At 38.6% G+C, this 24,830-nt stretch carries 26 protein-coding genes; 4 read left to right on the top strand and 22 right to left on the bottom strand.

Translation table 11 applies throughout. The annotated features are described in order from the left end of the window. Positions 1–63: 63 nt before the first annotated feature. The 12 genes from KHA95_RS19030 to KHA95_RS18975 form a co-directional block, all read right to left on the bottom strand. Positions 64–786: an amidohydrolase family protein gene (locus KHA95_RS19030; protein ID WP_213139139.1), complete on the bottom strand. Its 723-nt coding sequence runs from the start codon at positions 784–786 to the stop codon at positions 64–66. Between the two features lie 39 nt (positions 787–825). Continuing rightward, positions 826–1,644 (bottom strand): PTS system mannose/fructose/sorbose family transporter subunit IID, encoded by an 819-nt coding sequence (locus KHA95_RS19025; RefSeq protein WP_213139138.1) that lies wholly within the window; start codon positions 1,642–1,644, stop codon positions 826–828. Between the two features lie 12 nt (positions 1,645–1,656). Beyond that, a complete protein-coding gene (locus KHA95_RS19020; RefSeq protein WP_213139137.1) occupies positions 1,657–2,409 on the bottom strand; it encodes a PTS mannose/fructose/sorbose/N-acetylgalactosamine transporter subunit IIC in 753 nt (250 codons plus the stop codon). A gap of 23 nt (positions 2,410–2,432) precedes the next feature. Next, complete coding sequence (locus KHA95_RS19015) at positions 2,433–2,909, bottom strand: PTS sugar transporter subunit IIB (RefSeq protein WP_213139136.1); 477 nt, start codon at positions 2,907–2,909, stop codon at positions 2,433–2,435. A 13-nt stretch (positions 2,910–2,922) separates the two neighbouring features. Then, positions 2,923–3,312, bottom strand: a complete 390-nt coding sequence (locus tag KHA95_RS19010) for a PTS sugar transporter subunit IIA (protein ID WP_213139135.1) — start codon at positions 3,310–3,312, stop codon at positions 2,923–2,925. 1 nt (position 3,313) lies between these two features. After that, positions 3,314–4,042: an amidohydrolase family protein gene (locus tag KHA95_RS19005; protein ID WP_213139134.1), complete on the bottom strand. Its 729-nt coding sequence runs from the start codon at positions 4,040–4,042 to the stop codon at positions 3,314–3,316. A 16-nt stretch (positions 4,043–4,058) separates the two neighbouring features. Continuing rightward, positions 4,059–4,817 (bottom strand): GntR family transcriptional regulator, encoded by a 759-nt coding sequence (locus KHA95_RS19000; protein ID WP_213139133.1) that lies wholly within the window; start codon positions 4,815–4,817, stop codon positions 4,059–4,061. Between the two features lie 1,064 nt (positions 4,818–5,881). After that, positions 5,882–6,451: a superoxide dismutase family protein gene (locus tag KHA95_RS18995; RefSeq protein ID WP_213139132.1), complete on the bottom strand. Its 570-nt coding sequence runs from the start codon at positions 6,449–6,451 to the stop codon at positions 5,882–5,884. A 76-nt stretch (positions 6,452–6,527) separates the two neighbouring features. After that, positions 6,528–7,235 carry a hypothetical protein gene (locus KHA95_RS18990; RefSeq protein WP_213139131.1) on the bottom strand — a complete coding sequence of 236 codons (708 nt, stop codon included), beginning with the start codon at positions 7,233–7,235 and terminating at the stop codon, positions 6,528–6,530. Next, the gene (locus KHA95_RS18985; RefSeq protein ID WP_213139130.1) at positions 7,235–7,975 is read right to left on the bottom strand and encodes a hypothetical protein; all 741 of its coding nucleotides are present in this window, start codon (positions 7,973–7,975) and stop codon (positions 7,235–7,237) included. Before KHA95_RS18985 ends, KHA95_RS18990 begins: the two co-directional genes overlap by 1 nt. Further along, positions 7,947–8,858 carry an ATP-binding cassette domain-containing protein gene (locus KHA95_RS18980; RefSeq protein WP_213139129.1) on the bottom strand — a complete coding sequence of 304 codons (912 nt, stop codon included), beginning with the start codon at positions 8,856–8,858 and terminating at the stop codon, positions 7,947–7,949. Before KHA95_RS18980 ends, KHA95_RS18985 begins: the two co-directional genes overlap by 29 nt. Then, the gene (locus tag KHA95_RS18975) at positions 8,845–9,228 is read right to left on the bottom strand and encodes a GntR family transcriptional regulator (protein WP_213139128.1); all 384 of its coding nucleotides are present in this window, start codon (positions 9,226–9,228) and stop codon (positions 8,845–8,847) included. Before KHA95_RS18975 ends, KHA95_RS18980 begins: the two co-directional genes overlap by 14 nt. 252 nt (positions 9,229–9,480) lie before the next feature. Between KHA95_RS18975 and KHA95_RS18970 the strand changes: the two genes are divergently transcribed. The 4 genes from KHA95_RS18970 to mprF all read left to right on the top strand — a co-directional run bounded on the left by KHA95_RS18970 (position 9,481) and on the right by mprF (position 14,601). Beyond that, entirely contained in the window at positions 9,481–10,323 is an 843-nt protein-coding gene (locus KHA95_RS18970; protein WP_481748462.1) for a lipoate--protein ligase family protein, read from the top strand. Further along, on the top strand, positions 10,323–11,258 hold the full coding sequence (lipA, locus tag KHA95_RS18965) for a lipoyl synthase (protein WP_213139126.1): 936 nt from the start codon (positions 10,323–10,325) through the stop codon (positions 11,256–11,258). Before KHA95_RS18970 ends, lipA begins: the two co-directional genes overlap by 1 nt. 377 nt (positions 11,259–11,635) lie before the next feature. Continuing rightward, positions 11,636–11,908 (top strand): alpha/beta-type small acid-soluble spore protein, encoded by a 273-nt coding sequence (locus KHA95_RS18960; protein WP_213139125.1) that lies wholly within the window; start codon positions 11,636–11,638, stop codon positions 11,906–11,908. A gap of 161 nt (positions 11,909–12,069) precedes the next feature. Then, positions 12,070–14,601 carry a bifunctional lysylphosphatidylglycerol flippase/synthetase MprF gene (mprF, locus tag KHA95_RS18955; protein ID WP_213139124.1) on the top strand — a complete coding sequence of 844 codons (2,532 nt, stop codon included), beginning with the start codon at positions 12,070–12,072 and terminating at the stop codon, positions 14,599–14,601. Positions 14,602–15,465: 864 nt separating this feature from the next. On the opposite strand, the gene KHA95_RS18950 is transcribed toward mprF, so the two are convergent. From KHA95_RS18950 to KHA95_RS18905, 10 genes are all read right to left on the bottom strand, one after another. After that, positions 15,466–16,809, bottom strand: a complete 1,344-nt coding sequence (locus KHA95_RS18950; RefSeq protein WP_213139123.1) for an LLM class flavin-dependent oxidoreductase — start codon at positions 16,807–16,809, stop codon at positions 15,466–15,468. Between the two features lie 16 nt (positions 16,810–16,825). Then, positions 16,826–17,677, bottom strand: a complete 852-nt coding sequence (locus KHA95_RS18945) for a MetQ/NlpA family ABC transporter substrate-binding protein (protein WP_213139122.1) — start codon at positions 17,675–17,677, stop codon at positions 16,826–16,828. Between the two features lie 18 nt (positions 17,678–17,695). Next, complete coding sequence (locus KHA95_RS18940) at positions 17,696–18,349, bottom strand: methionine ABC transporter permease (RefSeq protein WP_213139121.1); 654 nt, start codon at positions 18,347–18,349, stop codon at positions 17,696–17,698. Then, positions 18,291–19,370, bottom strand: a complete 1,080-nt coding sequence (locus KHA95_RS18935) for a methionine ABC transporter ATP-binding protein (RefSeq protein ID WP_213139120.1) — start codon at positions 19,368–19,370, stop codon at positions 18,291–18,293. Before KHA95_RS18935 ends, KHA95_RS18940 begins: the two co-directional genes overlap by 59 nt. A 21-nt stretch (positions 19,371–19,391) precedes the next feature. Further along, positions 19,392–20,225: a MetQ/NlpA family ABC transporter substrate-binding protein gene (locus KHA95_RS18930; protein WP_213139119.1), complete on the bottom strand. Its 834-nt coding sequence runs from the start codon at positions 20,223–20,225 to the stop codon at positions 19,392–19,394. A 13-nt stretch (positions 20,226–20,238) separates the two neighbouring features. Next, positions 20,239–21,393 carry an amidohydrolase gene (locus tag KHA95_RS18925; RefSeq protein WP_213139118.1) on the bottom strand — a complete coding sequence of 385 codons (1,155 nt, stop codon included), beginning with the start codon at positions 21,391–21,393 and terminating at the stop codon, positions 20,239–20,241. A 206-nt stretch (positions 21,394–21,599) separates the two neighbouring features. Then, positions 21,600–22,118: a GNAT family N-acetyltransferase gene (locus KHA95_RS18920; protein ID WP_213139117.1), complete on the bottom strand. Its 519-nt coding sequence runs from the start codon at positions 22,116–22,118 to the stop codon at positions 21,600–21,602. Between the two features lie 53 nt (positions 22,119–22,171). Next, entirely contained in the window at positions 22,172–22,444 is a 273-nt protein-coding gene (locus tag KHA95_RS18915; protein ID WP_213139116.1) for a glutaredoxin family protein, read from the bottom strand. A gap of 17 nt (positions 22,445–22,461) precedes the next feature. Continuing rightward, positions 22,462–23,784 carry an LLM class flavin-dependent oxidoreductase gene (locus tag KHA95_RS18910; RefSeq protein WP_213139115.1) on the bottom strand — a complete coding sequence of 441 codons (1,323 nt, stop codon included), beginning with the start codon at positions 23,782–23,784 and terminating at the stop codon, positions 22,462–22,464. Continuing rightward, positions 23,774–24,805 carry an LLM class flavin-dependent oxidoreductase gene (locus tag KHA95_RS18905; RefSeq protein ID WP_213139114.1) on the bottom strand — a complete coding sequence of 344 codons (1,032 nt, stop codon included), beginning with the start codon at positions 24,803–24,805 and terminating at the stop codon, positions 23,774–23,776. Before KHA95_RS18905 ends, KHA95_RS18910 begins: the two co-directional genes overlap by 11 nt. Positions 24,806–24,830 lie beyond the last annotated feature (25 nt).

Genomic DNA, 24,830 nt, shown 5'->3' with positions numbered 1-24,830 from the left:
TTTATTCACTTTCCACGCTCACTTTCCCTTTACTAATCATTAGTGGAAAACGCTGTCAATCTATTACTCAAATAATTCCATTGCATTTTTATAATAGATATTTTCAAGATAGTCCTTTTCTAAATGAAACATGTCAAATAAATTTACCGAGGATTTAGTTAATACAGTTGGATAGGATGAACCAAAGAATAATTTTTCTTTAGGCAATTTCGAAAACGCCTTTCTTAAAACTTGAATTTCATATTGATAGGATGTTTCCACATAGACATTCTCATTTTCTAGAGCTAAATCAACGCACCCATAACCATAATCAAAGCAACCGATATGAAGGAATATAAATGGGATATTAGGATGCTTTTTAGCATGAACCGCCCATTGCTGTGGCATTGACCTTGCGCCGATACCTGTAAAAACCTTAACGGGAATTTTATTTTCCCCAAGGATATTAAAAATTTCATCCAAGTTTTCACAACTATCAGGATAGTAACCGTGTTCAACCGAATTAAATTCAATCATTTTAATACCAGGAAGAGCCAATACTCTCTTAGCTTCTTCTATTGAGTTATCTTCTTTAGGATTAATCACAGCACACCCAATCAACTGATCAGGATATCGCGAAACAAAATCAGAGATATAATTATTTTGGTCATGTATTGACTTTCCTTCAATCGCAGAGACGACCCTTAAAGAAATATTATTTTTCTTCATATCATCTAATAATTCTTGCTCAAGGTATTTGTGTTTTTCTGCATCTCTTTTAATATGAGCATGTATATCAATAATCACTTTCTTCACACCTTCTCACTTTGGTTATCTTCTGATTTATTAACCTAAAATACCAGCATATACTCCTGCAATCCCAATAAACATCGTAATGAAAATTAATTTAATAGCTGAAACTTTTTTCTTCGTGATCAGATAATACATCAAACCGGTATAAAGTAAACCTAATACACCTGGCATTAAATTATCTAATGTTTCTTGAATTTTTATCGTTGTTTCTCCGGACGTATATTCTAGCGGAATGTGTACAACAACTAATGCAGGAATAAATCCTCCAACAATAATATAAGCTGCAATCCCAGCCAATTCTGAAATTCGGCTAATTAGTCCTGATGACTGAAATTTTGAAACAAGCGAAACACCTTGTCTATATCCTTCGAAAACGCCCAAATATCGTACACCAAGGGAAAGGATCGCCATACAAATCACAAACATGAATGGACCAATCCATCCTGTGCCAGCACTTACTAATGAGATCGCAAGTCCTGCAAGAATTGGTCTTGCAGTACCATTTAAAAGAGAATCCCCTAATCCAGCTAAAGGGCCCATTAGTGCTGTTTTTACAGAGTTAATCGTAGACGGATCAAAGTCTCTTTCGTTCGCATACCTTTCTTCCATCGCGGCACTAATACCAACGGGAAGGGCAGAAACCATATCTTGTGTTAAAAAGTATTCCATATGTCTTTCATACGCTTCCTTTTTATCTTCTGGATCATCATAAACTTTTTCAATAACAGGCATCATTGCTTGAGTAAATCCGGCATTTTGCTGACGTTCATAGTTATTTGCGGTACGAATGGTCATTTGATTCCAAAAGACTTTCCATAAATCTTTCTTAGTTAATTTTTTTTCGTTTTCCATCTTAAGCACCCCTTATGCGTTAGCGTTTTTATCATCGATCTTTAAGTAGTAATATAGTGATACACAGATTACGCCTAATAATGCAATTCCAATCATATTGATATTTAAATAGGATGCAAAGAAGAAACCTAAGAATAAAAATGGCCAGAACTTTTTAACTTGGATTGTACTTAATAGTAATGCAAACCCGACAGCACCAATCATTCCTCCACCGGCAGCTAAACCGGTAATAATTTTTTCCGGAATTGCCTCTATGATTCCTTTAACAAAATCAGCTCCAAAATAGATAGCAAGGAAAGCAGGAACCCCATAAAGAATAACGTTCGTTAACATTGGAAAGACCGTATTATTTAACACCAATCCTCGAATATTTAACTTTGATATAGCATTTTCTGCTCGATGCATAAACCAGATGTTGATCGCTGTATTTTGAAATGTTGTAGCAATTTGTCCAATAAATGAAACTGGCAAAGCAGTTGCTACTGCTAGTTCTGTACCGCCACCACCAAGAATTGCGATTCCTGCCGCAATCGCTGTACTAAGTGTCGGATCAGGAGGTGTAGCTGTTCCAACAAAGATAACAGCTAAAAACATTAATTCGATCGTAACTCCAACGGCTAACCCTGTTGCAACATCCCCCATAATTAATCCAACAACAGGGCCAACAAAAATAGGTCTAAATATATGCGTTTGTAAAGTATGGGAATCAATATAAGCAATAGTAACAAACAACCCAACTAGTATAGCTTGAAGTAGAATATCCATCATTTTTTCCTCCCGACGGAAAATTAATTAAGAATTAATTTCATTGCATCTTGGCTTCGCTCATTTGGTACTGTTCGAACATCAAGGGAAATCCCTGCCTCACTTAACTTCGTTAAATTGCTAATATCTTCATCATCAACCCATAGATTTCCTAATATTTTCTTTTTGCCTTTTTTCATATTGATGTTTCCAATGTTAATCTCTTTTAAATCAATGCCCCCTTCAATCAATTGCAGCGCTTCCTTGGGTCCTCTTACAATTAAAAGTGCTTTTGAATCGCTAGTATCTTCTTTTATTGTTTTAATAGCTTCTGCAATCCCAATGATTTTTAATTGAATATTTTTTGGTGTTGTCATTTGTAATAACGACTTTTGAAACTCATCATTGGCAGCCTTATCATCTGCTACGATAATTTGAGTGGCATCTGCATAAGCAATCCATGCAGTAACAATTTGTCCATGGATTAATCTCTCATCAACTCTAAATACGGTAATGTTCATTTTTTTCTCTCCTTTATAATGTGCTTAATCCCAAACTTTCATTGCTGGACTCAACAAGCAATGAGGTTAAATCAAGTAAACTTTGTCCATCTCTAGATAAAATAGCTGAAACAAGGATTGGTAAGTTAACTCCATAAAATATAGAAATATTTTCATTTTCAAAAGCTAGCCTACTGCTTACATTAAATGGTGTTCCACCGAGGATATCACAGAATATTAGTAATTGTTCCCTTTCTGGAATCCCTTTCATTTCTTCATTTATTAATGCTGTTAGCTCTTCTTGACCCATTCCTTCCTCTAAAGAAATATAATTTAAGTTTTCCTGTTCTCCAGTGAACATCTTGGCAGTTTGAACAATCCCTTCTGCCATCATGCCATGAGTGACTACTAAAATATGGATCATTTTAATACCTCCACAAATATTCTGCGTTCTTATAGAAAATATGCTCTAATTGATCTTCTGGAATATTTAATTCATAAAATTTTTCAATTTCAATATTTACTAGTTTATACGGCCAATCTACTCCAAAAACAACTCGTCCAGGTCCCAAAATGTCAATAGATTTCTTTAGCACTTCGACATTCATTTGTCCTGAAGTCTCAACCCATACATTATCTAAATCTTTTACTGATTCAATTGTAGATAAGCCAAACTCATAATAGCCCGTATGAGTAAATAGAAAGTCTATATTAGGAAATTTTTTAGCATATTCGGCCCAAACATATGGTGTTGATAATGGAGCAGTTCCTACATGTGTTTGTACATGTACCCCATATTTTTCTATTTCAAAGAAAATATCATTAAGACTAGGTGTATTATCTGGATAGTATCCATGTTTCCATGAATGGAACTTAATTCCGTTCATTTTATATTCTCCTAAACACCTATGAACTTCTTCAATTGCATCTGGAGCTTTAGGATTGATAAACCCATATCCTTCTATAATATTTGGGTACTCTTTCATAGCCTTATAAATTGTGTCATTTTGTTGTCTTGTCGAAATACCAGAAAGGCTACTTATGCCAATTTTAGAAATTCCATATCGCCCTAACTCATTTACAATATCTGTTGGAGTATTCTCTTCACCAGAACTTGTTTTTCCTAAGTGAGAGTGAACGTCGTATATTTTCATCTTTTAAATTCCCCTTTTACAAATTTTTGCTTCCATCATTCACATCAAGAGTCACTTTATATTGATAAACATCTGAGCGATAATACATTTTTACAAATTCTATCGGGACACCAGATGTATCATAAGTAATTCGTTCCTTAAAAAAGATCGGTATATTGTCTTTCATACCTAAACCTTTTTTAATCTCTTTATCAGGCATTTGCGCTTCTAAAATTTCATTGGCATATTTTAATTGGATTCCCTTCATTTTTAATCTTTCATATAAAGATGTTGTTTCATCGAATTCGAGTCTATCAAGAGAAATTTCATCAGTCTTTTTTATAAATGCCTTATGCAAACCAACTACAGTATCACCGCTTAACCGGCTCCTTTCTAAATAGTAGACCTCTTCTCCCTCCAATATTCCCAATGAATAAGCTGTTTTATGATCAGCCTTTACAATTTTGAATTCACGAATAATAGAGCTTGATATTTCTCCATGTTCCTTTACATCTTCACTAAAACTACTTAGCCTTTTTAAATCATATTTTTGTTTAGTGCTACAAACAATGGTACCTTTTCCTTGAGACTTTTTAACAAATCCCTCATTTTCTAAATCATGTATAGCTCTCCTTACCGTAATTCTACTAACATCATATAAAGTTTGAAGTTCCTTTTCAGAAGGAATCTTGTCACCTGCTTGTAATTTTTTACTTTCTATTTTCCCCTTAATATCTTCATAGATTTGAAAATGTAGTGGAAGCTTTGACTGCTTATCGATTACAAATGCTTTCATTTAATATCACCTATCTAAAATAATTAATTATTTCATTTCTACTTTTCGATCCTACCACTAGGTATATCGTTATAACAAGTTAAATGAAGATTATTTACATATTCTTATGAAACTACTGTTTTAAGCCGCAAAATAGATATAACGTTATAACAAGTTGAGTGAAAAAAATATGAGAAGAAATTAATCTTATACTCATTTTCTAATACACCCCCTTTTGTAAACGCTTTATTACAAGAGATAGATATAACGTTATAACAAGTTGTTTATAAATTAAATATAAACGCAGTCTATTTTTTTGTCAACAATAATTTATTTCTTCTTGCAAATTTTTAATCTCTAGAAACCTAAAATGCCATTCCGATAAGCATTAAAAATTAATAAAAAAGAAAGAGGCTGGGACAAAAGCTTTTTATCAAATCCAAATGCGAACGATGGCAACTGCAAATAACTCGTCCCCGGAAATATACTTCACTTTTTCCACGGGTGGCTGTTGAGCCTCCTCGTGCTATGAACTGCGAGGTCTCACCGTGGCCTTTTCTCCCGCAGGAGTCTACGTATATTTCCTACGCTAAGTTATTCTATTGTTCTCCTTTAGATTTGATCGCTTTAGTTATATCCCTACCTCTCTTCATTTTGACGAATCTTTTAATATTGTTCCATTATCCACTCAAGCAAAACTTCTTCTTGCCAAAAATAACCCATTTCTTGAATATATATACTTATGCCTCTTCTTTGCTACCAAATTGGAAAGTAATATGGCTTTTGTGTGACCTCTCTATTTTTCCAATTAATATATCAACAACATAGGCACTTCTTTCAACTGCTTGACGAAACAGCATCTCCTAAAAATAGCGCTTATGCTAATATAGGGTATTCCTTAATAAGAAATGTAGAAGCTTCGCTTAACCCACTAGCTGCAAAATTTTTCTTCAACTCTTTATAGAAATGAGGGACTTCTGCTAATTCGAATTAAAACTAGTTTGTCTTATTTTCCTTATCACGGTCAACCATTCAGAATTGATATATTGAAAAGGCCGCCTCAGCAAATCAAGGCAGCCTATTAATTATTTTCCTATTACACCACACACTATTCGATCACCGGCATTTCCCGCTGGGTCCGTTTTATAATCATCTGCTTTTTTATGAATGACCAAAGCACTTCCATCTTCATCAAGCAAAGAATTTTCACCTTGCTTTAGTGTTACATTCGGTGCGGTAATGATAGCATTGACCGTACCTTGGGCTGACACTTCAATATTAGGCAAATCTCCCGCATGGAAGCCGTTCGGATTCTCGAAGCCATGCTCACGCTGGCCTGGATTAAAATGAGCGCCAGCAGAAGTAAAGTCAGGTGCTACACATTTACCTGTTTCATGAATGTGAATCGCCTTCGTTCCTGGTTCAAGCCCTTCCGCTTTTACCGCAATCTTTACGCCTTTATCTGTTTCAGATAATGTTGCTTTTCCGATACTGTCCCCTTTTGTGTTGATCAAATCTACTTCGATTGGTGTATGACTATTCACCGGAACGGCATCATCGCCTGTTGCTTGTGGGTTTACCTCTTCATTAGCAGAACAAGCAACAATGAAGAGACAACAAACGGTTGCCATCGCAAACATAAGCCATTTTTTCATCATTGGAAACCTCCTATGTTTAGAATCCTTAGCATGATTGCCATAATTTTTGGATTTAAACGCGGAGGCCGAACATTTAATGCCCTATATAGCTAATCGCTAAATACTGATCATTAATTACATCTACATTTTTGGGAATGCGCAAATACAATATATCAACCGACTGGCGCGGCTCGCTAAAATAGGACGCAAATAAATTCTCCCCCGTAAATTGACTAATTGGAAATTCTTTTTTCATAAATGAGTAGCTGATCTCTATTGTTCCAGGATTGCTGGCAATTTCCAAACGATCTTTATTCAATTTAATATTGGGGACAATCAAATCCTTTGTTACATCTACTTGAGCTAAGATTGTACTCATATAATACGTCGCCTCAATCATTCCGTCCGCTTCTGTCTTTCGTTCGATGACAATCTCTCCTTCGAAAAATCCTTCTGTTGGTGCGATTTGAAGTTTACTGCCATCATATTCGAATTTCCACTGATTTTTAATAAAATCCGCTTCAATCGTATCAGTTCTTCCGTGGAAAAGAGCATTACGTAATTGCACCGTTCTTTCATTTGCTTCCTTTTCTTTTACAAATACGATATGTGAAGGCTTATTTGGCAGTAAGCCATATACAAGCGGGGCTGCGATTAAGATGGAAAAATAGAGTCCAACTACGATTTTCACAATCCGCTTACGATTCGGATTGGAACGGGAAAGACGACGAAGCCAGATGGCAAATAACGGTACGCCAATGAATATAAGCAAAATTAAAATTAGAGTCGGCAAAACGACCATTATTTACGCACCTCCATACGATTCAATATTGCAGCTGAACAAACAAAGCAAAGCCCCGATACAATAATGATTTTTAATGCAAACAAGAGAAGCGATGATTCAGATGCAAAAAAATGATAAATTGCCGTTATCTTCTCTTCCTGCCCTAACGGTACCCCGACTGCGATCATGCCGATAAAAAGTGCTGGGAAGATGATGATGAATAGTTTGCTCATTTGAATGAATGCCCCAATGAGATATCCGAAAGCACTAAATAGAAAGACGTAGAGTGTCGCAGCTACAAAGCCAATGAATATTTGCCCAGGGGAACTGCTCATGAATTCAATATTTCCCGTAAAGTAATAAAATATTTTTACGATATAGCTGCATAAAATTGCTGAAATTCCACCGACTGCACCTGCCGCGAAAAGAAAGAGAATATTCGCTAGCAAACTGCTCATACGATTCGTAATAAAAGCAAAATCATCGTATCTTGTCGCCTTAGTCGTTATTAAAAGTGCAGAAATAAACGCCCAAAGCATTGTAAACAAAATAACTACATCGGTGGAATAATAGTGAAAGCTAACATTCGTGGCTGAAGTCAATCCATAACCGGAATATTGATATGGCCCTAATAACGAAAAGACTAAGCCGATCAACTGCATAATGACAAGTGTACCAAACATGCCACTGTATGCCTTTAGCTTAAAGCGAAATTGCCTTTTCACGACATTAGTCAGACTCATTTCGATGAAAGACATCATCAATTCCCCCCTTGTTTTTGTTCGTTTCATAGATGCATACATCGTTTGCTGAAATGGAACTGATTTCTACGCCTTCAAGTCTGGCGCTCTCAAAATCCGCTTCAGTAAAGTCATTCCTCACAACCGAGAACACCCGTCCAGGTGCTATTTCTTTTTCATGAAGAATGTTCCTCCCCATCGTCCATCCAACGACTGCTGACTTTATCCCTTGTAAGCCGACTGCCCGCTCCTTTAATTCGGCAATCGGTAAGTGTAGATGCACCTTTCCATCGTTCATTAGCAGAACATCCTCTAACAGGTGCTCGATTTCATGTAAGTGGTGACTTGAAAGAATAATCGTGCGTGGATGAGCGAGATAATCTTTTAACAACGCCCGGTAAAAATCTTGGCGAACCGCCGCATCCATTCCCGTCGTCGGCTCATCTAATATCGTCAACGAACATCTAGCGCAGATGCCGATGATCAGATTGAACGTGCTCTTCATTCCTTTTGATAAGCGTTCATAAGATTGATTCGGGTTGAGCGAAAAATATTCGATCATTCCGTTCGCTAACTCCGCATTCCAATTTGGATAAAAGCTGCTTGCACTAGCCATCAGTTCAGTCAAATTCATCGACGGTGGCCACGTCATTTGATCGTCAATCATAATGCTATTTGCAGATACGATTAAGCTATTAAACGGTCGTTCAGAAAAAACAGTTACTTCCCCCGACGTTTTATGGATAAATCCAGCAAGGATTTTCAAAAGTGTTGTTTTCCCAACCCCATTTCTCCCAATCAATCCCGTTATCGTGTTTTCACGAATCGCAAAAGACATATGATCTAATACTGTCGCCCGTCCATATTTCTTCGTTAATTCCATACTTTTAATCACTTCCATCATGCTTTCGCCTCGCTTCCTTGATCATTTGTAACAATTCTTTCTCTTCAACTCCAAGCCTGCTTGCTTCTACGACAAGCTCACGAATGAGTCCTTTTAATGTTTCGTTTTTTCGTTTGCGCAAAATTTTCTCCTTTGCACCTTCCAAGACGAACATGCCAAGCCCGCGCTTTTTATAAAGGATTTGCTCATCCACCAATATGTTCAACCCTTTAGCCGCGGTTGCGGGGTTAATATTAAACATCTCTGCCAACTGATATTGCGAATAAACTTTGTCATCTGTCGTAAAGCTACCACTTATGACTTCATTTTCAATCCACTCCGCAATTTGCACGTAAATCGGTTTTATACCATCTGATTGTAAAATCACGTATACCCTCCTTCCGACATAGTGCATTACTGTTGTAATGTAGTATATTCCCTTATTTTAAAAAAGACAATCCTTTTTTAAAAAATTCCTAACGTTTGTATAATATTTTGATATACCCTATAATTATGGTTGGTTTAATCTTCTATTGGATTGCCGGAAAAGAATCATACGAAAGCTACTCAATTATGGAATCCCAGCATGGGAATGTGAGGCGCATTTTACAATATGCGTTTTTATCATAAGGAGGAAGAAATAGTGAATGATACATGGGGTTTGCTCCATACTGGTTATCACGATGCCGCGGTGAATATGGCCTTGGACGAATCACTCCTTCACTGGCATAGCGAGGGAAGAATTCCACCTATTCTAAGATTTTATGGTTGGTCCAAACCAACACTTTCCGTCGGTCATTTTCAGAAGGTTGAAAAATCCATTGACTTTTCATCTATTGACCATTATGACTGTGAGTTTGTCCGTCGACTGACCGGTGGAAGTGCTGTTTTACATGATGATGAGCTCACATATAGTGTTGTTGTTTCAGAAGATAATCCATACATTTCGGATTCAATCCGCGAGGCTTATTTTACTTTATCGAAAGGCATTATGGCTGGATTTAAAGAGCTTGGTATTCACGCCGACTACACACTTCCAGAGGAACAATACAGACAGCAAGGAACTGCCGTTTGTTTTGAAAAGCCTTCCGATTATGAAATGCTCGTAGACGGAAAAAAGATCTCCGGACATGCGCAAACGAGAAAAAAAGGAGTACTGCTCCAGCACGGATCGCTCCCTTTTACAATTGATAAACAAATGTTATTTGATTTATTTCTTTTTTCAACAGAGAAATTGAGAGAAAGACAACGAAAGGCTTTTTCTAATAAAGCAATTGCAATGAATGAAGTGTCAGAAACGAAAATTACATATGAAATGGCTGCAAAAGCTTTTACAAAAGGCTTTGAACAAGCATTGAACTTACAGTTGAAAACATTCGAGCTTACTGATCAGCAGTGGGAAGAGGTTCACGCCTTAGCTGATGCGAAATATCGCTCAACAGAATGGAATATGAACAGAAATCGAAAGCAGGTGCTTGCATAATGGTTCGTCAAAAAGAGTACATAAGGAAGCCGGAATGGTTAAAAACAAAAATCAATACGAATGAGTCCTATCTTGGATTAAAAAAGCTCATGCGGGAAAAAGGGCTAAACACGGTCTGTGAGGAGGCACGTTGCCCGAATATCCACGAATGTTGGAGTGAGCGGAAAACAGCTACATTTATGATTCTTGGTGATGTATGTACGAGGGCGTGCCGTTTTTGCGCGGTAAAAACAGGATTGCCAAACGAGCTTGATTGGGGCGAGCCAGAGCGAGTAGCCGATTCTGTGGAAATCATGGGATTAAAGCATGTCGTTGTGACAGCTGTTGCCCGTGATGATTTGAATGATGGCGGCGCGGCAGTATTTGCTGAAACCGTGAGAGCGATTCGTCGTAAAGTTCCAGGGTGTACGATTGAGATATTACCATCAGATATGAAAGGTGATTATGAAAGCTTAAGTAATTTGATGGCTAGTGGCCCTGATATTTTCAACCATAATATCGAAACCGTTAGACGCTTAACGCCACGGGTCCGGGCAAAAGCAACATATGACCGTTCTCTAGAATTATTAAAACGCGTCAAAGAAATTTCTCCTTTAACTCCGACAAAATCGAGCATTATGGTCGGTCTTGGTGAAACGAAGGAAGAAATTATACAAGCGATGGATGATTTGCGCGCGCATGACGTCGATATTATGACAATCGGTCAATACTTACAGCCGACAAAGAAACACTTAATGGTTGAACGTTATTACCACCCTGATGAATTTGAAGAATTGAAGCAAATCGCCTTATCAAAAGGATTCAGCCATTGTGAGTCAGGTCCGTTAGTCCGCTCTTCCTATCACGCAGACGAACAAGTAAGCCAAGCATCGGCACAACGCAGAATTAAATATATGCAAGGTGTCGAGGAACAAGAGAAAAGACAAGTATTTTAACGCCGTCCACAACTCGAATTATGTTGAAGAGGGCAGAAATATAAATCAAAAGAACTGTCCATCACAAAGGGCAGTTCTTTTCTTATCTTGGCTGACTTTATCCTTCCATCTTCTTTACAAAAGCTACTCTACCGTATTTTTCCAAGTTTAGTCCTTCAACGCCGCTTTGAAAGATACTTTAAAGCACTTTTTTCGTATGCTGGCTTTCAATACAGTTATCTAATACACTTCTACTGACCACTTCACTTTTTGTCGTTCCATGCCAATTCCTAAGACGATTCATCTCCACTAACCTCAGACTTGCTGTACTGAAAAGTAGCTCCCGATTTCATATGTATTTTGTTATGGGAAATACTATCCTAAGAGGAGGGATATGTATGGCAAGGAATAACAAAATTCTAGTTCCCGAAGCTCGTGAAGGGTTAAACGAATTAAAAGGACGCGTAATGAAAGCAAAAGGATATGATGTAAATATGTCAGATCCTAATAATGTTAAATACGAAGTCGCCAAGGAACAAGGCATTCCGCTAAAAAAAGGATACAATGGCCAGCTTACTTCTGAGCAAGCGGGAAAAATTGGTGGTCAGATCGGTGGCAATATGGTGAAAGAAATGATTAAAATGGCGCAGAAAAATCTGATCAATAAGTGAGCAATCCGCCGGTTTTTGCTAAGGAACCGGCGGTTGTCTATTCATTACATCTATCGATAAATAATTGAAATAAATCATACTTTTCACCACTTTTTTTAACCTATTAGTGGTACGATACAATCAGATTTATTTTTCCCGATGCTCTGGTGAGGTGATTCATATTGAAGTGGATTCGTAAGGAACGGTTATTTCAGTTACTGCAAATGCTGTTTCCGTTACTCCTTTTAGTATTAGCTATTTTTGAGATTCAAAAAATCGGAAGTCAAACAAATATGGATTTGCTTCGAAAAGAAGTAAGTCATCTAAACAATTTGGAGTTCGTATTAATTTTTCTCATTGGATTTTGTGCCATTTCTCCAATGTTTTTATATGATGTAATTCTCGTAAAGATTTTAGGTATAAATATCCCGTTAAAAATGTTGTTGAAACAATCCTTTATTGTTAATACATTTTCAAACATTATGGGGTTTGGCGGGATCATTGGCTTAGCGCTTAGAAGTTACTTTTTCACAAAACATAAAGCTGAAAAGCAAGGTTTACTAGGAAATATAACATCAATTACGCTTTTTTCTTTAACTGGCCTTTCACTCCTTGCATGGATCGTCCTAGTTGGCTATCGAGACTTTTCGCTACTAAGCAATACAAAATGGATCATTTTAGCCGTTATAGCTGTATGCTGTTACTTACCATTACTTTTACTTTTTCAATGGTTTCGGCATAAAAGAGGGAATGCCGCCTCTTTAAACGGGCAAACCATTGCCAAGCTGGTCATGGCATCGTTGCTTGAATGGATTGCCATCTTTTTCGTCATTTGGTATTTAGTTGCCGCATTAAATATTTCCATCTCTGTGCGTGAGTTAATACCTATCTTTCTAATTGCTTGCAGTGCGGGTGTTGTCAGTATGATTCCAGGCGGAATTGGATCGTTTGATCTTGTCTTCATATGGGGAATGGAAAGTGTCGGCATTCAAGATGAAAAAGTACTTGCGTTACTTATTTTTTATCGTTTAAGCTATTTTTTCTTTCCATTTCTTCTATCTTCCATCTTATTCATTAAAGAATACTGGGACAAATGGAACCGATCATGGAACAATTTACCTAATATTATTTTTCAAAACGTTAGCCACTCATTATTAACTTTATTAGTATTTTTGTCAGGACTTATTTTATTACTTTCAGCGGCCGTTCCGGGCATTTTGAACCGTTTAAAAATTGCTGAGGAATTTTTATCACAGCCAGTCATGAATGTATCCCATCAATTAACGGTCGCCGCCGGATTTTTATTACTCGGTCTATGTAGAGGAATTGAGTATAAAGTAAAAAGAGCGTATCATTTAACCATTTTTGTGCTTTCGCTCGCTGCGATCTTCAGCGTTTTAAAAGGAATCGATTATGAAGAAACGATTTTCCTATTTATTGTCGCCCTGCTATTAGTAATGTCGAAAAAACGCTTCTACCGAGAGGGATATGTATTAACTTGGGGAAAGGCCATTTTTGATTTTGCCATTATATTTGTTATTACTGCTATGTATGTAGTCATCGGCTATGTTAATTTACCAACGGCTAAATTCAATCTCCCGGTAAAACTTCAACCTTATATTATTACTGATTACCGCGATTTATTTTATAGTGCCATTATCGGCATTGTTATTGCAGGGATTATATTAATATTAGGCTATGTCATTCGCCAGCCAAAACAAATGGAAATGGAAGCTTCGGTTGATCAAGAGGGTAAGATTAAACAGCATCTTTTAACATATACAGGAACTGAGATGTCCCATCTCATTTTTTTACATGATAAATTTGTTTTTTGGAATGAAAAAAATACTGTTCTTTTTTCGTATCAAACATATGCGGATAAAATCATCATTTTAGGTGATCCCGTTGGAAAGGAAGCGGATTTCTCTTCTGCAATCGCAAACTTCTTGGAAACCGCTGATTTATACGGCTACCAGCTCGTCTTTTACGAAATTAGCGATCAAACAATCCCATACTTACACGAATATGGTTTTGACTTCTTTAAGCTCGGAGAAGCAGCCTTTATTCAATTAAATAACTTTTCACTTTCAGGGAAAAAGGCAAAAAATTTCAGGACGATTGTGAATAAATTTGAAAGGGAAGGCTATAAAGCGGAAATCCTCAGCCCACCATATAATCTAGCACTCATTCAAGAATTAAAAGTGGTTTCTGATCAATGGCTTGGCGAGAGAAACGAAAAAGGTTTTTCTCTTGGTTATTTTGATGAGCATTACTTAAATCAGGCAAATATAATCGTATTAAAAGGGCCGAATCAAACGCTTGGCTTTGCTAGTATTATGCCGATGTATAATAACAAGAAAATGATTTCCGTTGATTTGATGCGATTTACTCCTAACGCTCCAAACGGAACGATGGACCTTATTTTTCTTTCCTTATTTCATTGGGCACAGGATTCAGGCTATCAAATATTTAACTTAGGAATGGCACCTCTTTCAAATGTCGGTCTTTCAAAATTTTCATTTTTAAGTGAAAAAATTGCTGCGCAAATGTTTTTGCATGGACAGTTTTTCTATCATTTCAAAGGCTTAAGAAAATTTAAAGATAAATATGCAGATTTTTGGAAGCCTAAATATTTAGCTTATCGAAAGAAGTCTTCCCTCTCATTTACAATGGCACAAATTACATTGCTCATTAGCAAAAAAACGAAAAGTTGAAGTTGCTTGCTCAACTAACGTCTAGTATCAAAAGGGGCTGTCCTAGAAGTCAGAATAGCCCCTTTTTTTCTGCACAGGTAGTTAACCATTTCCTCCTGATAGCCTATTTACATCATTTTAGTCAGTCGAACTTCATCCGATTGCCCTTCTCCCGCGGAAAGTTTTCAATACGGGCATTCGGAACTCGTTCGATTTACCCTTTCCGAAAAAAAGCTACTAATACGGGCATTCGAAACTCGACCGATTTACCCTTTCCGAAAAAAGGCTACTAATACGGACATTCGAAACTCGACCGATTTACCCTTTCCGAAAAAAAGCTACTAATACGGGCATTCGGAACTCGTTCGATTTACCCTTTCCGAAAAAAAGCTACTAATACGGGCATTCGAAACTCGTTCGATTTACCCTTTCCAAAAAAAAGCTACTAATACGGGCATTCGAAACTCGACCGATTTACCCTTTCCGAAAAAAAGCTACTATTACGGACATTCGAAACTCGACCGATTTACCCTTTCCGAAAAAAAGCTACCATTACGGGCATTCGGAACTCGTTCGATTTACCCTTTCCGAAAAAAGGCTACCAATACGGGCATTCGAAACTCGCACGATTTACCCTTTCCGAAAAAAAGCTACTAATACGGGCATTCGGAACTCGACCGATTTACCCTTTCCGAAAAAAGGCTACCAATACGGGCATTCGGAACTCGTTCGATTTACCCTTTCCGAAAAAAGGCTACCAATACGGGCATTCGAAACTCGCACGATTTACCCTTTCCGGCAATAAACCACCAATAGTGGAAATCGAGTGCACGATGTTTACCAAAAGACCAATTAGTATTATCTTTTAGACAGACTTATTTTCATTTACAGCGTCGCTTTTTCTAAAACAAATTGATTGACCGGTTTTTTTAAACCAAGATGGCTACGCAGTGTTTCACCTTCATAATCTAAACGGAATAATCCACGCTCTTGTAAAATAGGAATAACTAATTTTACAAAGTCCTGCAAATTACTCGGTAATAAAGGAAATTGGATCATAAATCCATCAGCTGCTTTTTCTGTAAACCATTTTTCCATTTCATCTGCTATCTGTGTTGGTGTTCCAACAAATCGATCCTTTTTCGCCGCACCGAAAAATCGCGTATATAGCTCGCCTACTTTCAAATCTTCCTCATCAATGATTTTTTTCATTTCATTAAATTGGCTTTGGATGCTATTTACTTCTGGAAACTCGACTTCCTTTGCTGGCGTTTCTAGAGAGTATTTGGAGAAATCAACATTTCCCATATAACCAGATACGAACTTCAAGCTCTCATAAGGATCAATTAGATTTTGCAATTGCTCATATTTTTCAAGAGCCACTTCCTCTGTTTCCCCAACGATCGGAGAAATGCCTTGAAGGATATGAAGTTCGTCTTCACTTCTTCCAAAGTCCTTCAATTGCGCTTTAAACGTTTGATAATGATGTTTTGCTTGTTCAATATCATCCCAATGGACGAAAACGACTTCTGCTGTTCGAGCAGCTAATCGCTGTCCAGGTACGGAAGCCCCCGCCTGGATAATGACCGGCTGTCCTTGTGGTGAACGGGCAATGTTTAATGGACCTTTTACCGAAAAATAATTTCCTCTAAAATTTACCTCATGCAACTTAGATGGATCGTAAAATTGGCCCGTCTCTTTATTATAAACAAACGCATCATCCTCCCATGAATCCCATAATCCTTGGACAACATCAATGAATTCCTCTGCACGTTCATAACGATGATCATGCTCCCAATGCTTTTCCCGACTAAAATTTAACGCCGTTTCCCCTGTCGCATCCGCCGTTGTCACTAAATTCCATCCTGCGCGGCCACCGCTAATATGGTCAACAGAGGCAAACTGGCGCGCGAGAATATACGGCTCACTATACGTGGTAGAGGCTGTTGCCCCCACTCCTATTTTTTCTGTTGCCGCAGCTAAGGCCGTAATGAGCACAATCGGATCAAATCGATTAAGGATTTGCGGATGTGATTCATGATTAATCGCTAAGCTATCCGCAATAAATGCAAGATCAAATTTTCCCTTTTCGGCAATTTGCGCCAGGTTCTGCAATGTTTTTATATCAATGCTTGCGTTCGGTTTGGCCGCCGGGTGGCGCCATGAGGAAACATGCATCCCTGAGCCGATTAAATAAGCTGCTAGCTTCATTTGTCTTTCCTTTGCCATAATCAAATGCTCCTCTCTAGTTATTCGTATACGTCTCCTTATACGTCGCTAGCTCTTCCAAACTAATAAAAGTAGGAATATAGTTTCCCTTATACGTCTCTTCAATAAATGCAGCTGTTTCTTCTGATTGATAAAGAGCGACTAATTTTTTAAACAACTCATTATCTTGATCTTCAGCTCTTGCTACAATTGCATTAATATAAGGTTTAGCCGTAATACTTTCATGAATAAGTGCATCTTTTAATGAAAGGCCCGCCTCAACTGCAACCCCATTATTAATGACTGATCCCGCCGTATCTTCCATCACTCGTGGCGTATTGGCAGCGTCCACTGGAACAATTTCAAGTTTTTTGGGATTTTCCTTTATTTTATCCGCTCCACCGTTTCCATCAAAATCATCGACAACTTTTAATAATTCTGCTTCTTGCAGCAACAATAGAGCGCGCCCCCAATTCGATTGGTCGCTTGGAACAGCAATTTGTGCACCATCAGGGATATCATCGACCGATTGATATTTATTCGAGTACAAACCGAGCGGAGCAATGATCGTCGCTCCGATTGGAACGAGTTCTGTTTTATTGCTTTTATTATAAAAATCTAAATGCGCAACATGCTGATAAGCATTTACATCAATATCACCTGCTGCTAACGCCTGATTCGGATCAACCGCTGAGGAAAAATTGACAAGTTCAATGTCCAAGCCTGATTCTTTCCCTCTTTCTTGTAAAAACTCCCAAGTACGAAGCTCTGAACTTCTTATCCCTACTTTTATTTCCGTCTTTCCTTTATCTGCCTTTGTTTCATTACTTGAGCAGCCAGTTAAAACCATCCCAAAAATAAGCATGACCGGGATAATCCATTTTTTCATAGCGCCTCCCCCTTCGTTTCATTGCACCCGTCTAATTTTTCGTTCCAATATATTTCCTAGGCCTTGGATTGCCTGAACCATGATGACCAAAATGATGACTGTAACAAGAATCGTAATTGTGCTAAAGCGTTGATAGCCGTACGTGATGGCGACATCACCAAGTCCTCCTCCTCCGATTGCTCCGGCCATTGCAGTCGCACCAATTAACCCAATCGTTGCGGTCGTCACACTTAAAATTAACGATGCAAAAGCTTCCGGAATTAAAAACCGATAAATAATCTGGAATGGAGAAGCCCCCATCGCCTTCGCAGCCTCAATGATGCCTTCATCAACTTCCAACAAAGAGTTCTCAACAAGTCTTGAAAAATACGGACCGATATGGAGAACAAGAGGAACGATTGCCGCTGTCGTCCCAATCGATGTACCGACAAGAAGCCTTGTGAAGGGAATGATTGCGACAAGCAAAATAATAAAAGGAATCGAGCGAAATATGTTAACGACCGGGTTGACAAGATTAAAAATGAATTTATTTTCCAAAATATGGCCTTTTCGCGTTACAACTAATAATATCCCTAATAGGATGCCGATGATGCTGCCAAAAAAGAGCGATACACTAACCATGTAAAGCGTATCCCAGACGGCTTTCACGATAATCTGTGTGCTTACTTCCATTCGCCTTTACCTCCTTTACTTCAACATTTTGACTCTTGATAAATTGGATTGCTCGCCCAATTTCTTGATCGTCACCGATTAATTCAACGATCAAATTACCAAATGGAATCCCTTGCAACTCCGTAATATTGCCAAATAAGACGTTAAGATCGACCTGATACTTTTTTGCTGTTTTCGAAATGATTGGCTGCCCCGAACTTGCTCCAAAAAAATCAATTTTATATATACGTGAAAGCTGATCATGTTCTTTTAACAACTTATACACACTTGCTGGCACTTCATCACGAACAACCGATCGAACAAAATTACGCGTTGTCTCCGTTTGTGGCTGAGCAAAAAGATCAAACACATTGCCTGATTCAATGACACGTCCGTCTTCCATCACTGCGACCCGATTGCAAATATCTTTTATTACTTCCATTTCATGTGTGATGATAAGGATCGTAATTTTATATTGTTGATTAATTTGCTTCAATAACTGCAAAATAGACTTTGTTGTCTGTGGGTCCAATGCCGATGTCGCTTCATCACATAATAAAATCGATGGATTTGTAACTAGGGCACGGGCAATTCCAACGCGTTGCTTTTGTCCGCCGGATAACTGGTCAGGATAATTCTTCGCTTTATCTTCCAATCCGACAAAACGAAGAACTTCATCCACACGCTTTTTAATCTCTTTTTTCTTTTTATTACTTAATAATAATGGCATGGCAACATTATCGTAGACCGTTTTTGAATTGAGCAAATTGAAATGTTGAAAAATCATTCCGATCTTTTTCTTTGCTTCACGCAAATTTCTTTCGGATAAATTTGCTAAATTAACACCATCAACAATGACCTCTCCTGATGTCGGATATTCTAATAAATTGACGGTTCGAATGAGTGTGCTTTTCCCTGCTCCACTAAAGCCGATGACACCGAAGATATCGCCTTTTTCCACTGTCATATTAATATCCTTTAAGGCTTCAATTTGCCGATTGCCACTAGCAAACACTTTCGATACTTCACAGAATTCAATCATAGCTGCAGCCTCCTTTCTTGCTTAAAATGCAGGAACAACGGCACCATCGTATTCCTCTAAAATAAATTCCCTAACTTTTTCTGTCGTTAAAGCTTTTATGAGCTTTTGAATCGCTTCGTCATCTTTATTATCTGGACGAGTAACTAAAATGTTCACATACGGTGAATCATTGCCTTCAATAATAAGCGCATCTTCCAGCGGTTTAAAATTCGCCTCAAGCGCATAATTCGTATTAATCGCCGAAGCTTCTACATCATCAAGAGAACGAACAAGCACGGGCCCATCAACAGGTATGAACTCTAAGTTTTTCTCATTCTTCGTTATGTCTTCAATCGTATAATCACCTGATTTATCCTCAGTTAATTCAATAATATTTGCCGATGCAAAAAGCAATAATGCACGTGAGAAATTTACAGGATCTTTCGGTATACCTATTTTTGCACCGTCGGACAATTCTTCAATCGATTTGATTTTCTTTGAGTAAACACCAAATGGTTCAATATGTGTCCCTAATACGTTCACTAAATCTAAACCACTATCTTTATTTACTTGCTCTAAATACGGTGTGTGTTGGAAAAAGTTAGCATCCAATTGTTTATCCGCTGTTTGTTGATTCGTTTGAATACCGTCTGACGTAATGACAATATCCAACTTCACCCCTTCTTTTTCTAAATCTGGTGCGATAAACTCTAAAATCTCTGCATGTGGTGTCGATGATGCACTAATTTTTAATGTAACCTCTCCTTTTTTGTCTGTTTGATTTTCCGCTGCTGTTTTCCCATTGTTGCTGCATGCTCCTAATACAAATAGTACGAATGCCAATAATGTAACGAGTAACCCTTTTGTCTTTGTCATTTTCTCTTCTCCCTTATTCATCTGTATTTGTAAAACTTTCGTCTAATAAATTCCTTGCCGTTTCGTATAAAAAATAAGCGGCTTTTACAATTGCTGTTTCATCGATAGTAAAGGCTGGATGATGCCAATCTTCCTTGCCATTTGTGCCAAAAAAAGCGAAGGTACCAGGGATTTGTTCAAGATAACACGCAAAGTCTTCTCCCCCCATCGTTGGCTCTGGCTGAATAACATGCAAGGACTGCTGCTTTGCCGTTTTACGGGCAATATCCGTTATTTTCGAATGGTTATATAGTGGCGGTGGACCTGGGAACCAACCGATTGTCGCTTCTTGGCCAAAAGCAACGGCTATGTTTTGGACAATCGCATTAAATCTTGCCTTTACTTCTTCGCGTATGGAGTGATCAAAGGTCCGAATCGTCCCTTCTAGCGTGACCTCATTAGGAATGACATTCCAAGTCGTTCCGCCCGTTATTTTCGTAACACTTACAACAGCACTTTGCAGCGGTGAAACATTCCTGCTCACAATCGTCTGCAAAGCGGTAACGAGCTGGCTTGCTGCTGCAATTGGATCTTGCCCGTTTTGCGGCATCGCAGCATGACTTCCTTTCCCATGCAGTACGATATGAAAGCGGTCGACTGATGCCATTAATGGACCATCCTTTAATCCAATCGTTCCCACTGGTAAATCAGGCTTATTATGAAGACCAATGATCGCATGAACACCTTGAAGCTGGTCGTCTTTTATTACCTGTTCCGCTCCTCCGCCTAATTCTTCAGCAGGTTGAAAAATAAACCTTATATCCCCTTTCAGCTCAGATTGGCACTCCTTTAATAAATAAGCGGCTCCAATCGCAGCAGCCGTATGGAAATCATGACCACAAGCATGCATGACACCTTTGACTTTCGACGCATATAGAAGTCCAGTTTCTTCTTCGATTGGCAATGCATCAATATCAGCCCGAATCGCTATGACTGGTCCGGGTTTTCCCCCAATAATATCGGCAAACACTCCCGTTTCCAGCTTCGTTGGTCGAATCGCAATCTGCGACTCTTCTAACCAATTTTGAATGGATTTTGTCGTCTCGTATTCTTTCATCGATACTTCCGGATGCTGATGCAAATGGCGGAAGATCGTGATTAACCGCGACTCTAATAATGTTTGACTCATCCATTTTCCTCCTTAATACAGTGAAACTTCATCAGCTGGGTTCTTCCCCCCTGATAAGAAGAACAAAGGTACACCGGCTAAAATCACCACGTCCAGTGGCAACGCTGTTGTGGCCTGCATCGTTCAGACCTCGATCAACCGGATTTTCAGGTGCCACTAACTAATGTTGAGAATTCTTTATTTTAAAGCGGAAGTCTTACGTCAGCTTATATGTGGGATAAATCAAACCGATAGCATTTTACTAAAATATCACTCTTCATAAATTCCTTCGTTTGATCTCGCTTAAAGCCAAGCCATTCATATAACCGAATTGCTTTTTGCATGGAATCACTCGTGTGCAAATATAGATTTTCTGCTCCTAAAGCTTTCGCATAGTCTACACTTGCCTTTAATAGCGCTTGTGCCACACCATGCCCTCTTGCACTTGGATGGACGGCAAGCAAGCGAATAATCGGCGAGTAAATTTGCAGCTCTGGTCTTTCATATGCTAGGTCAGATGATTGGAACAGCTGCAAGCTTCCAATAATTCCTTGACCATTTTTCGCGACTAAAATCTTATCGACGTGCGGATTATCTACCGAAGCGATAATATCCTGCAAATAATCTTTCCATACTTGCGGATCCGTATATCCTTGCTCGTATTGTAGATAGCTTTCCACTAGTAATTGACGAACGGCTTCTTTCTCTTCCTCAACTAAATCCTGAACAATAACTGTGTCGACCATATAAACCTCCTCCATACACCAAACTTAACTTATCGATTTAGTCGGATTAACATTTAAATTTTTACCCTTTGTACTCGTTCAAGTGCTTTCTCCAAATGTGGAATGCCTAATTCCGTTACCCCCTCATACACGCTGCCACGGCCAATTTCAACAACCGGAACATAGCGCACACCATATTTCACTTCTAAAATATCTCTTCTCTCATCATGCTTCGTCACATCGACGGTTTCATACTGAATCTCTTTTTCTTGCAAAAACTGTTTTACCTCTTCGCAATAATGACAGCCTTCTTTAGACCAAACAATGACTGATAATGCTTTACTCATAATCAATTCCCCCTATTTTATTGAATGATTCTTGCATAGTGATTTTCTTTGTACCGCAATCCCAAATGACCTCTTAATGTGTCACTATCATAATGCGAGCTATAATAGCCTCGTTCTTCTAAAATTGGAATGACATGGTCAATAAAATCTGTATACATGCTTCCTAGTACAGGACCACTGAAGATAAAACCGTCTGCCGCTTTTTGTTCAAACCACGTAATTAATTGGTCAGCAACCTGTTCATATGTCCCAAAAAAAGAACTTTTAGGTGTTGTAACTCGTAATGCGACTTCCCGCAAAGTTAAGTTTTCCTGCTGCGCCATTTGTTTAATTTGATCCGTTGTTGATTGAAAGCTATTCCTCCCGACATCTCCAATATCCGGAAACGGTTCATCTAAGGCAAAACCACTGAAATCAAAATGGTCAAAATAGCGGCCTAAATAGTTCAGAGCTTCTTCGATGGAAACTAGACGTTTAATTCGTTCATATTTTTCTGCTGCTTCCGCTGCTGTCGAGCCGATCATCGGATTGATTCCAGGAAAAACGAGCACTTCCTCTTTATTCCGGCCTTTCCTTTCCACGCGTGCTTTCACGTCATCATAAAATGCTTTCGCTTGTTCCAACGTTTCAGCATTTGTAAATACCGCATCTGCCTCTTGTGCTGCAAAATCTCTTCCTACTTCAGAAGCCCCCGCTTGAAAAATAACCGGCTGTCCTTGCTTTGAGCGTTCAATATTCAAAGGCCCTGCAACTGAAAAGTAATGGCCTTCATGGTTCAATGGATGCAGTTTGTTTCGATCAAAAAAATGACCTGTTTCACGGTTGCGAATAAATGCATCATCTTCCCAGGAATCCCATAATCCTTTCATGACTTCTAAATATTCCGCCGCTATTTCATATCTTTGTGTATGTGATGGATGTTCACCTTTATGATAATTTTTTGCACTTCCTTCCAACGGTGAAGTAACGACGTTCCAACCTGCACGACCGTCACTAATTTTATCGAGTGATGCAAATTGTCTGGCAACAGTGAATGGTTCGCTGTATGACGTCGAGACCGTACCGACAAGACCAATTTTTGCAGTGACCGCTGCTAGAGCAGATAAAATTGTGATTGGTTCAAAACGATTCAGGAAATGTGGGATCGATTTTTCATTAATAAACAATCCATCTGCAACAAATGCGAAGGAAAAACCGGCTTTTTCCGCTCGCTGAATGACCGACTGATAATGTTGCAAGTTCACACTCGCATCTTTCGGAACATCTGGATCTTTCCATGCGTTCATATGGCTCCCAGGACCGTGCAGCATAATCCCCAATTTTATTTTTTTATGAGACATATTCGCTATCTCTTTCTTCGCTTTTAATTCCTTCTATGCCTAACGGGCTCAGCAATTGAAATGATCGAACGCGCTCTTCTTCTTTTTGCAGTGGTGTATGCAAAATAAATTCATCGATTTGATATGATTGATGAAGCTCATCTAATAATTCCTTCACATATGAAGGTGTTCCGGCAATAATATCAGCAGGTATTTCTTCAATTTCGAAAGGTTCCTCTGCCTGTTTCTCAAAAGCAAGTGCCTGTTCATACGATTGAACCGTTAATGTGCGTCCACTGTTTTTAAGATGGATGCGAAATAACTTATGATTGCTTGCCAACTCCTCTGCTTCTCGCTGAGTCGGTGCCGCAATCACTGCTAAAGAAACAATGAAACGGCCATTTCGGTACGTACTCCGATAAACCTCAGCAGCTTCTTTTAGTATCGAATCATCGTAATTAATAAAGCGGGCAAAGACGAAATGAATGCCAAGCTTAGCTGCTTGCAAAGCACTATTTGCGCTAGAACCGAGTAAAAAAGTTTTTGGACTTTCCGGCGGTTTCGGCAGTGCCTGAAGACCTTTATACGGATCGCCCTCAGCAATGGAGTCTTCAATTAATTGCTGCAAGAAAGTTAAGCGTTCTTCAAAATCCCTGCCATCGTTCACCCTTCCAAACTGTAATGCTTTTGTCGATAACGGAAATCCTCCTGGTGCTTTTCCTACACCAAGATCAACCCTTCCTGGTGCTAATGTTGATAGCACATGAAAGTTTTCCGCGACCTTATAAGGACTATAATGCTGAAGCATCACTCCTCCTGAACCGATTCGAATCGTATTCGTTCGCGCAAGTAAATGTGAAATTAACACTTCAGGCGAAGATCCTGCCACTTGTTCCAATTGATGGTGCTCCGATACCCAAAAACGAGCATATCCCCACTTTTCTGCTTTTTGTGCCAATTGAATCGTCTGCTGCAAAGCATCATAAGCCGAAGCATTAGGGAAGATCGGGCTTTGATCGAGAATTCCGAGTTGGTAGTTCATCGTTCTTTCCTCCACTCATTCATAT

Source organism: Bacillus sp. FJAT-50079, assembly GCF_018343515.1.
Lineage (GTDB): Bacteria > Bacillota > Bacilli > Bacillales > Bacillaceae_C > Lederbergia.
This window is presented reverse-complemented; position numbering and strand designations above follow the sequence as displayed.

Bases quoted from the DNA above. Each gene is read 5' to 3' on its own strand.
- KHA95_RS19025 (WP_213139138.1), bottom strand. From the start codon at position 1,644: ATGGAAAACGAAAAAAAATTAACTAAGAAAGATTTATGGAAAGTCTTT.
- KHA95_RS19020 (WP_213139137.1), bottom strand. From the start codon at position 2,409: ATGGATATTCTACTTCAAGCTATACTAGTTGGGTTGTTTGTTACTATT.
- KHA95_RS19015 (WP_213139136.1), bottom strand. From the start codon at position 2,909: ATGAACATTACCGTATTTAGAGTTGATGAGAGATTAATCCATGGACAA.
- KHA95_RS19010 (WP_213139135.1), bottom strand. From the start codon at position 3,312: ATGATCCATATTTTAGTAGTCACTCATGGCATGATGGCAGAAGGGATT.
- KHA95_RS19005 (WP_213139134.1), bottom strand. From the start codon at position 4,042: ATGAAAATATACGACGTTCACTCTCACTTAGGAAAAACAAGTTCTGGT.
- KHA95_RS19000 (WP_213139133.1), bottom strand. From the start codon at position 4,817: ATGAAAGCATTTGTAATCGATAAGCAGTCAAAGCTTCCACTACATTTT.
- KHA95_RS18995 (WP_213139132.1), bottom strand. From the start codon at position 6,451: ATGAAAAAATGGCTTATGTTTGCGATGGCAACCGTTTGTTGTCTCTTC.
- KHA95_RS18990 (WP_213139131.1), bottom strand. From the start codon at position 7,235: ATGGTCGTTTTGCCGACTCTAATTTTAATTTTGCTTATATTCATTGGC.
- KHA95_RS18985 (WP_213139130.1), bottom strand. From the start codon at position 7,975: ATGTCTTTCATCGAAATGAGTCTGACTAATGTCGTGAAAAGGCAATTT.
- KHA95_RS18980 (WP_213139129.1), bottom strand. From the start codon at position 8,858: ATGGAAGTGATTAAAAGTATGGAATTAACGAAGAAATATGGACGGGCG.
- lipA (WP_213139126.1), top strand. From the start codon at position 10,323: ATGGTTCGTCAAAAAGAGTACATAAGGAAGCCGGAATGGTTAAAAACA.
- KHA95_RS18960 (WP_213139125.1), top strand. From the start codon at position 11,636: ATGGCAAGGAATAACAAAATTCTAGTTCCCGAAGCTCGTGAAGGGTTA.
- KHA95_RS18950 (WP_213139123.1), bottom strand. From the start codon at position 16,809: ATGGCAAAGGAAAGACAAATGAAGCTAGCAGCTTATTTAATCGGCTCA.
- KHA95_RS18945 (WP_213139122.1), bottom strand. From the start codon at position 17,677: ATGAAAAAATGGATTATCCCGGTCATGCTTATTTTTGGGATGGTTTTA.
- KHA95_RS18940 (WP_213139121.1), bottom strand. From the start codon at position 18,349: ATGGAAGTAAGCACACAGATTATCGTGAAAGCCGTCTGGGATACGCTT.
- KHA95_RS18935 (WP_213139120.1), bottom strand. From the start codon at position 19,370: ATGATTGAATTCTGTGAAGTATCGAAAGTGTTTGCTAGTGGCAATCGG.
- KHA95_RS18930 (WP_213139119.1), bottom strand. From the start codon at position 20,225: ATGACAAAGACAAAAGGGTTACTCGTTACATTATTGGCATTCGTACTA.
- KHA95_RS18925 (WP_213139118.1), bottom strand. From the start codon at position 21,393: ATGAGTCAAACATTATTAGAGTCGCGGTTAATCACGATCTTCCGCCAT.
- KHA95_RS18920 (WP_213139117.1), bottom strand. From the start codon at position 22,118: ATGGTCGACACAGTTATTGTTCAGGATTTAGTTGAGGAAGAGAAAGAA.
- KHA95_RS18915 (WP_213139116.1), bottom strand. From the start codon at position 22,444: ATGAGTAAAGCATTATCAGTCATTGTTTGGTCTAAAGAAGGCTGTCAT.
- KHA95_RS18910 (WP_213139115.1), bottom strand. From the start codon at position 23,784: ATGTCTCATAAAAAAATAAAATTGGGGATTATGCTGCACGGTCCTGGG.
- KHA95_RS18905 (WP_213139114.1), bottom strand. From the start codon at position 24,805: ATGAACTACCAACTCGGAATTCTCGATCAAAGCCCGATCTTCCCTAAT.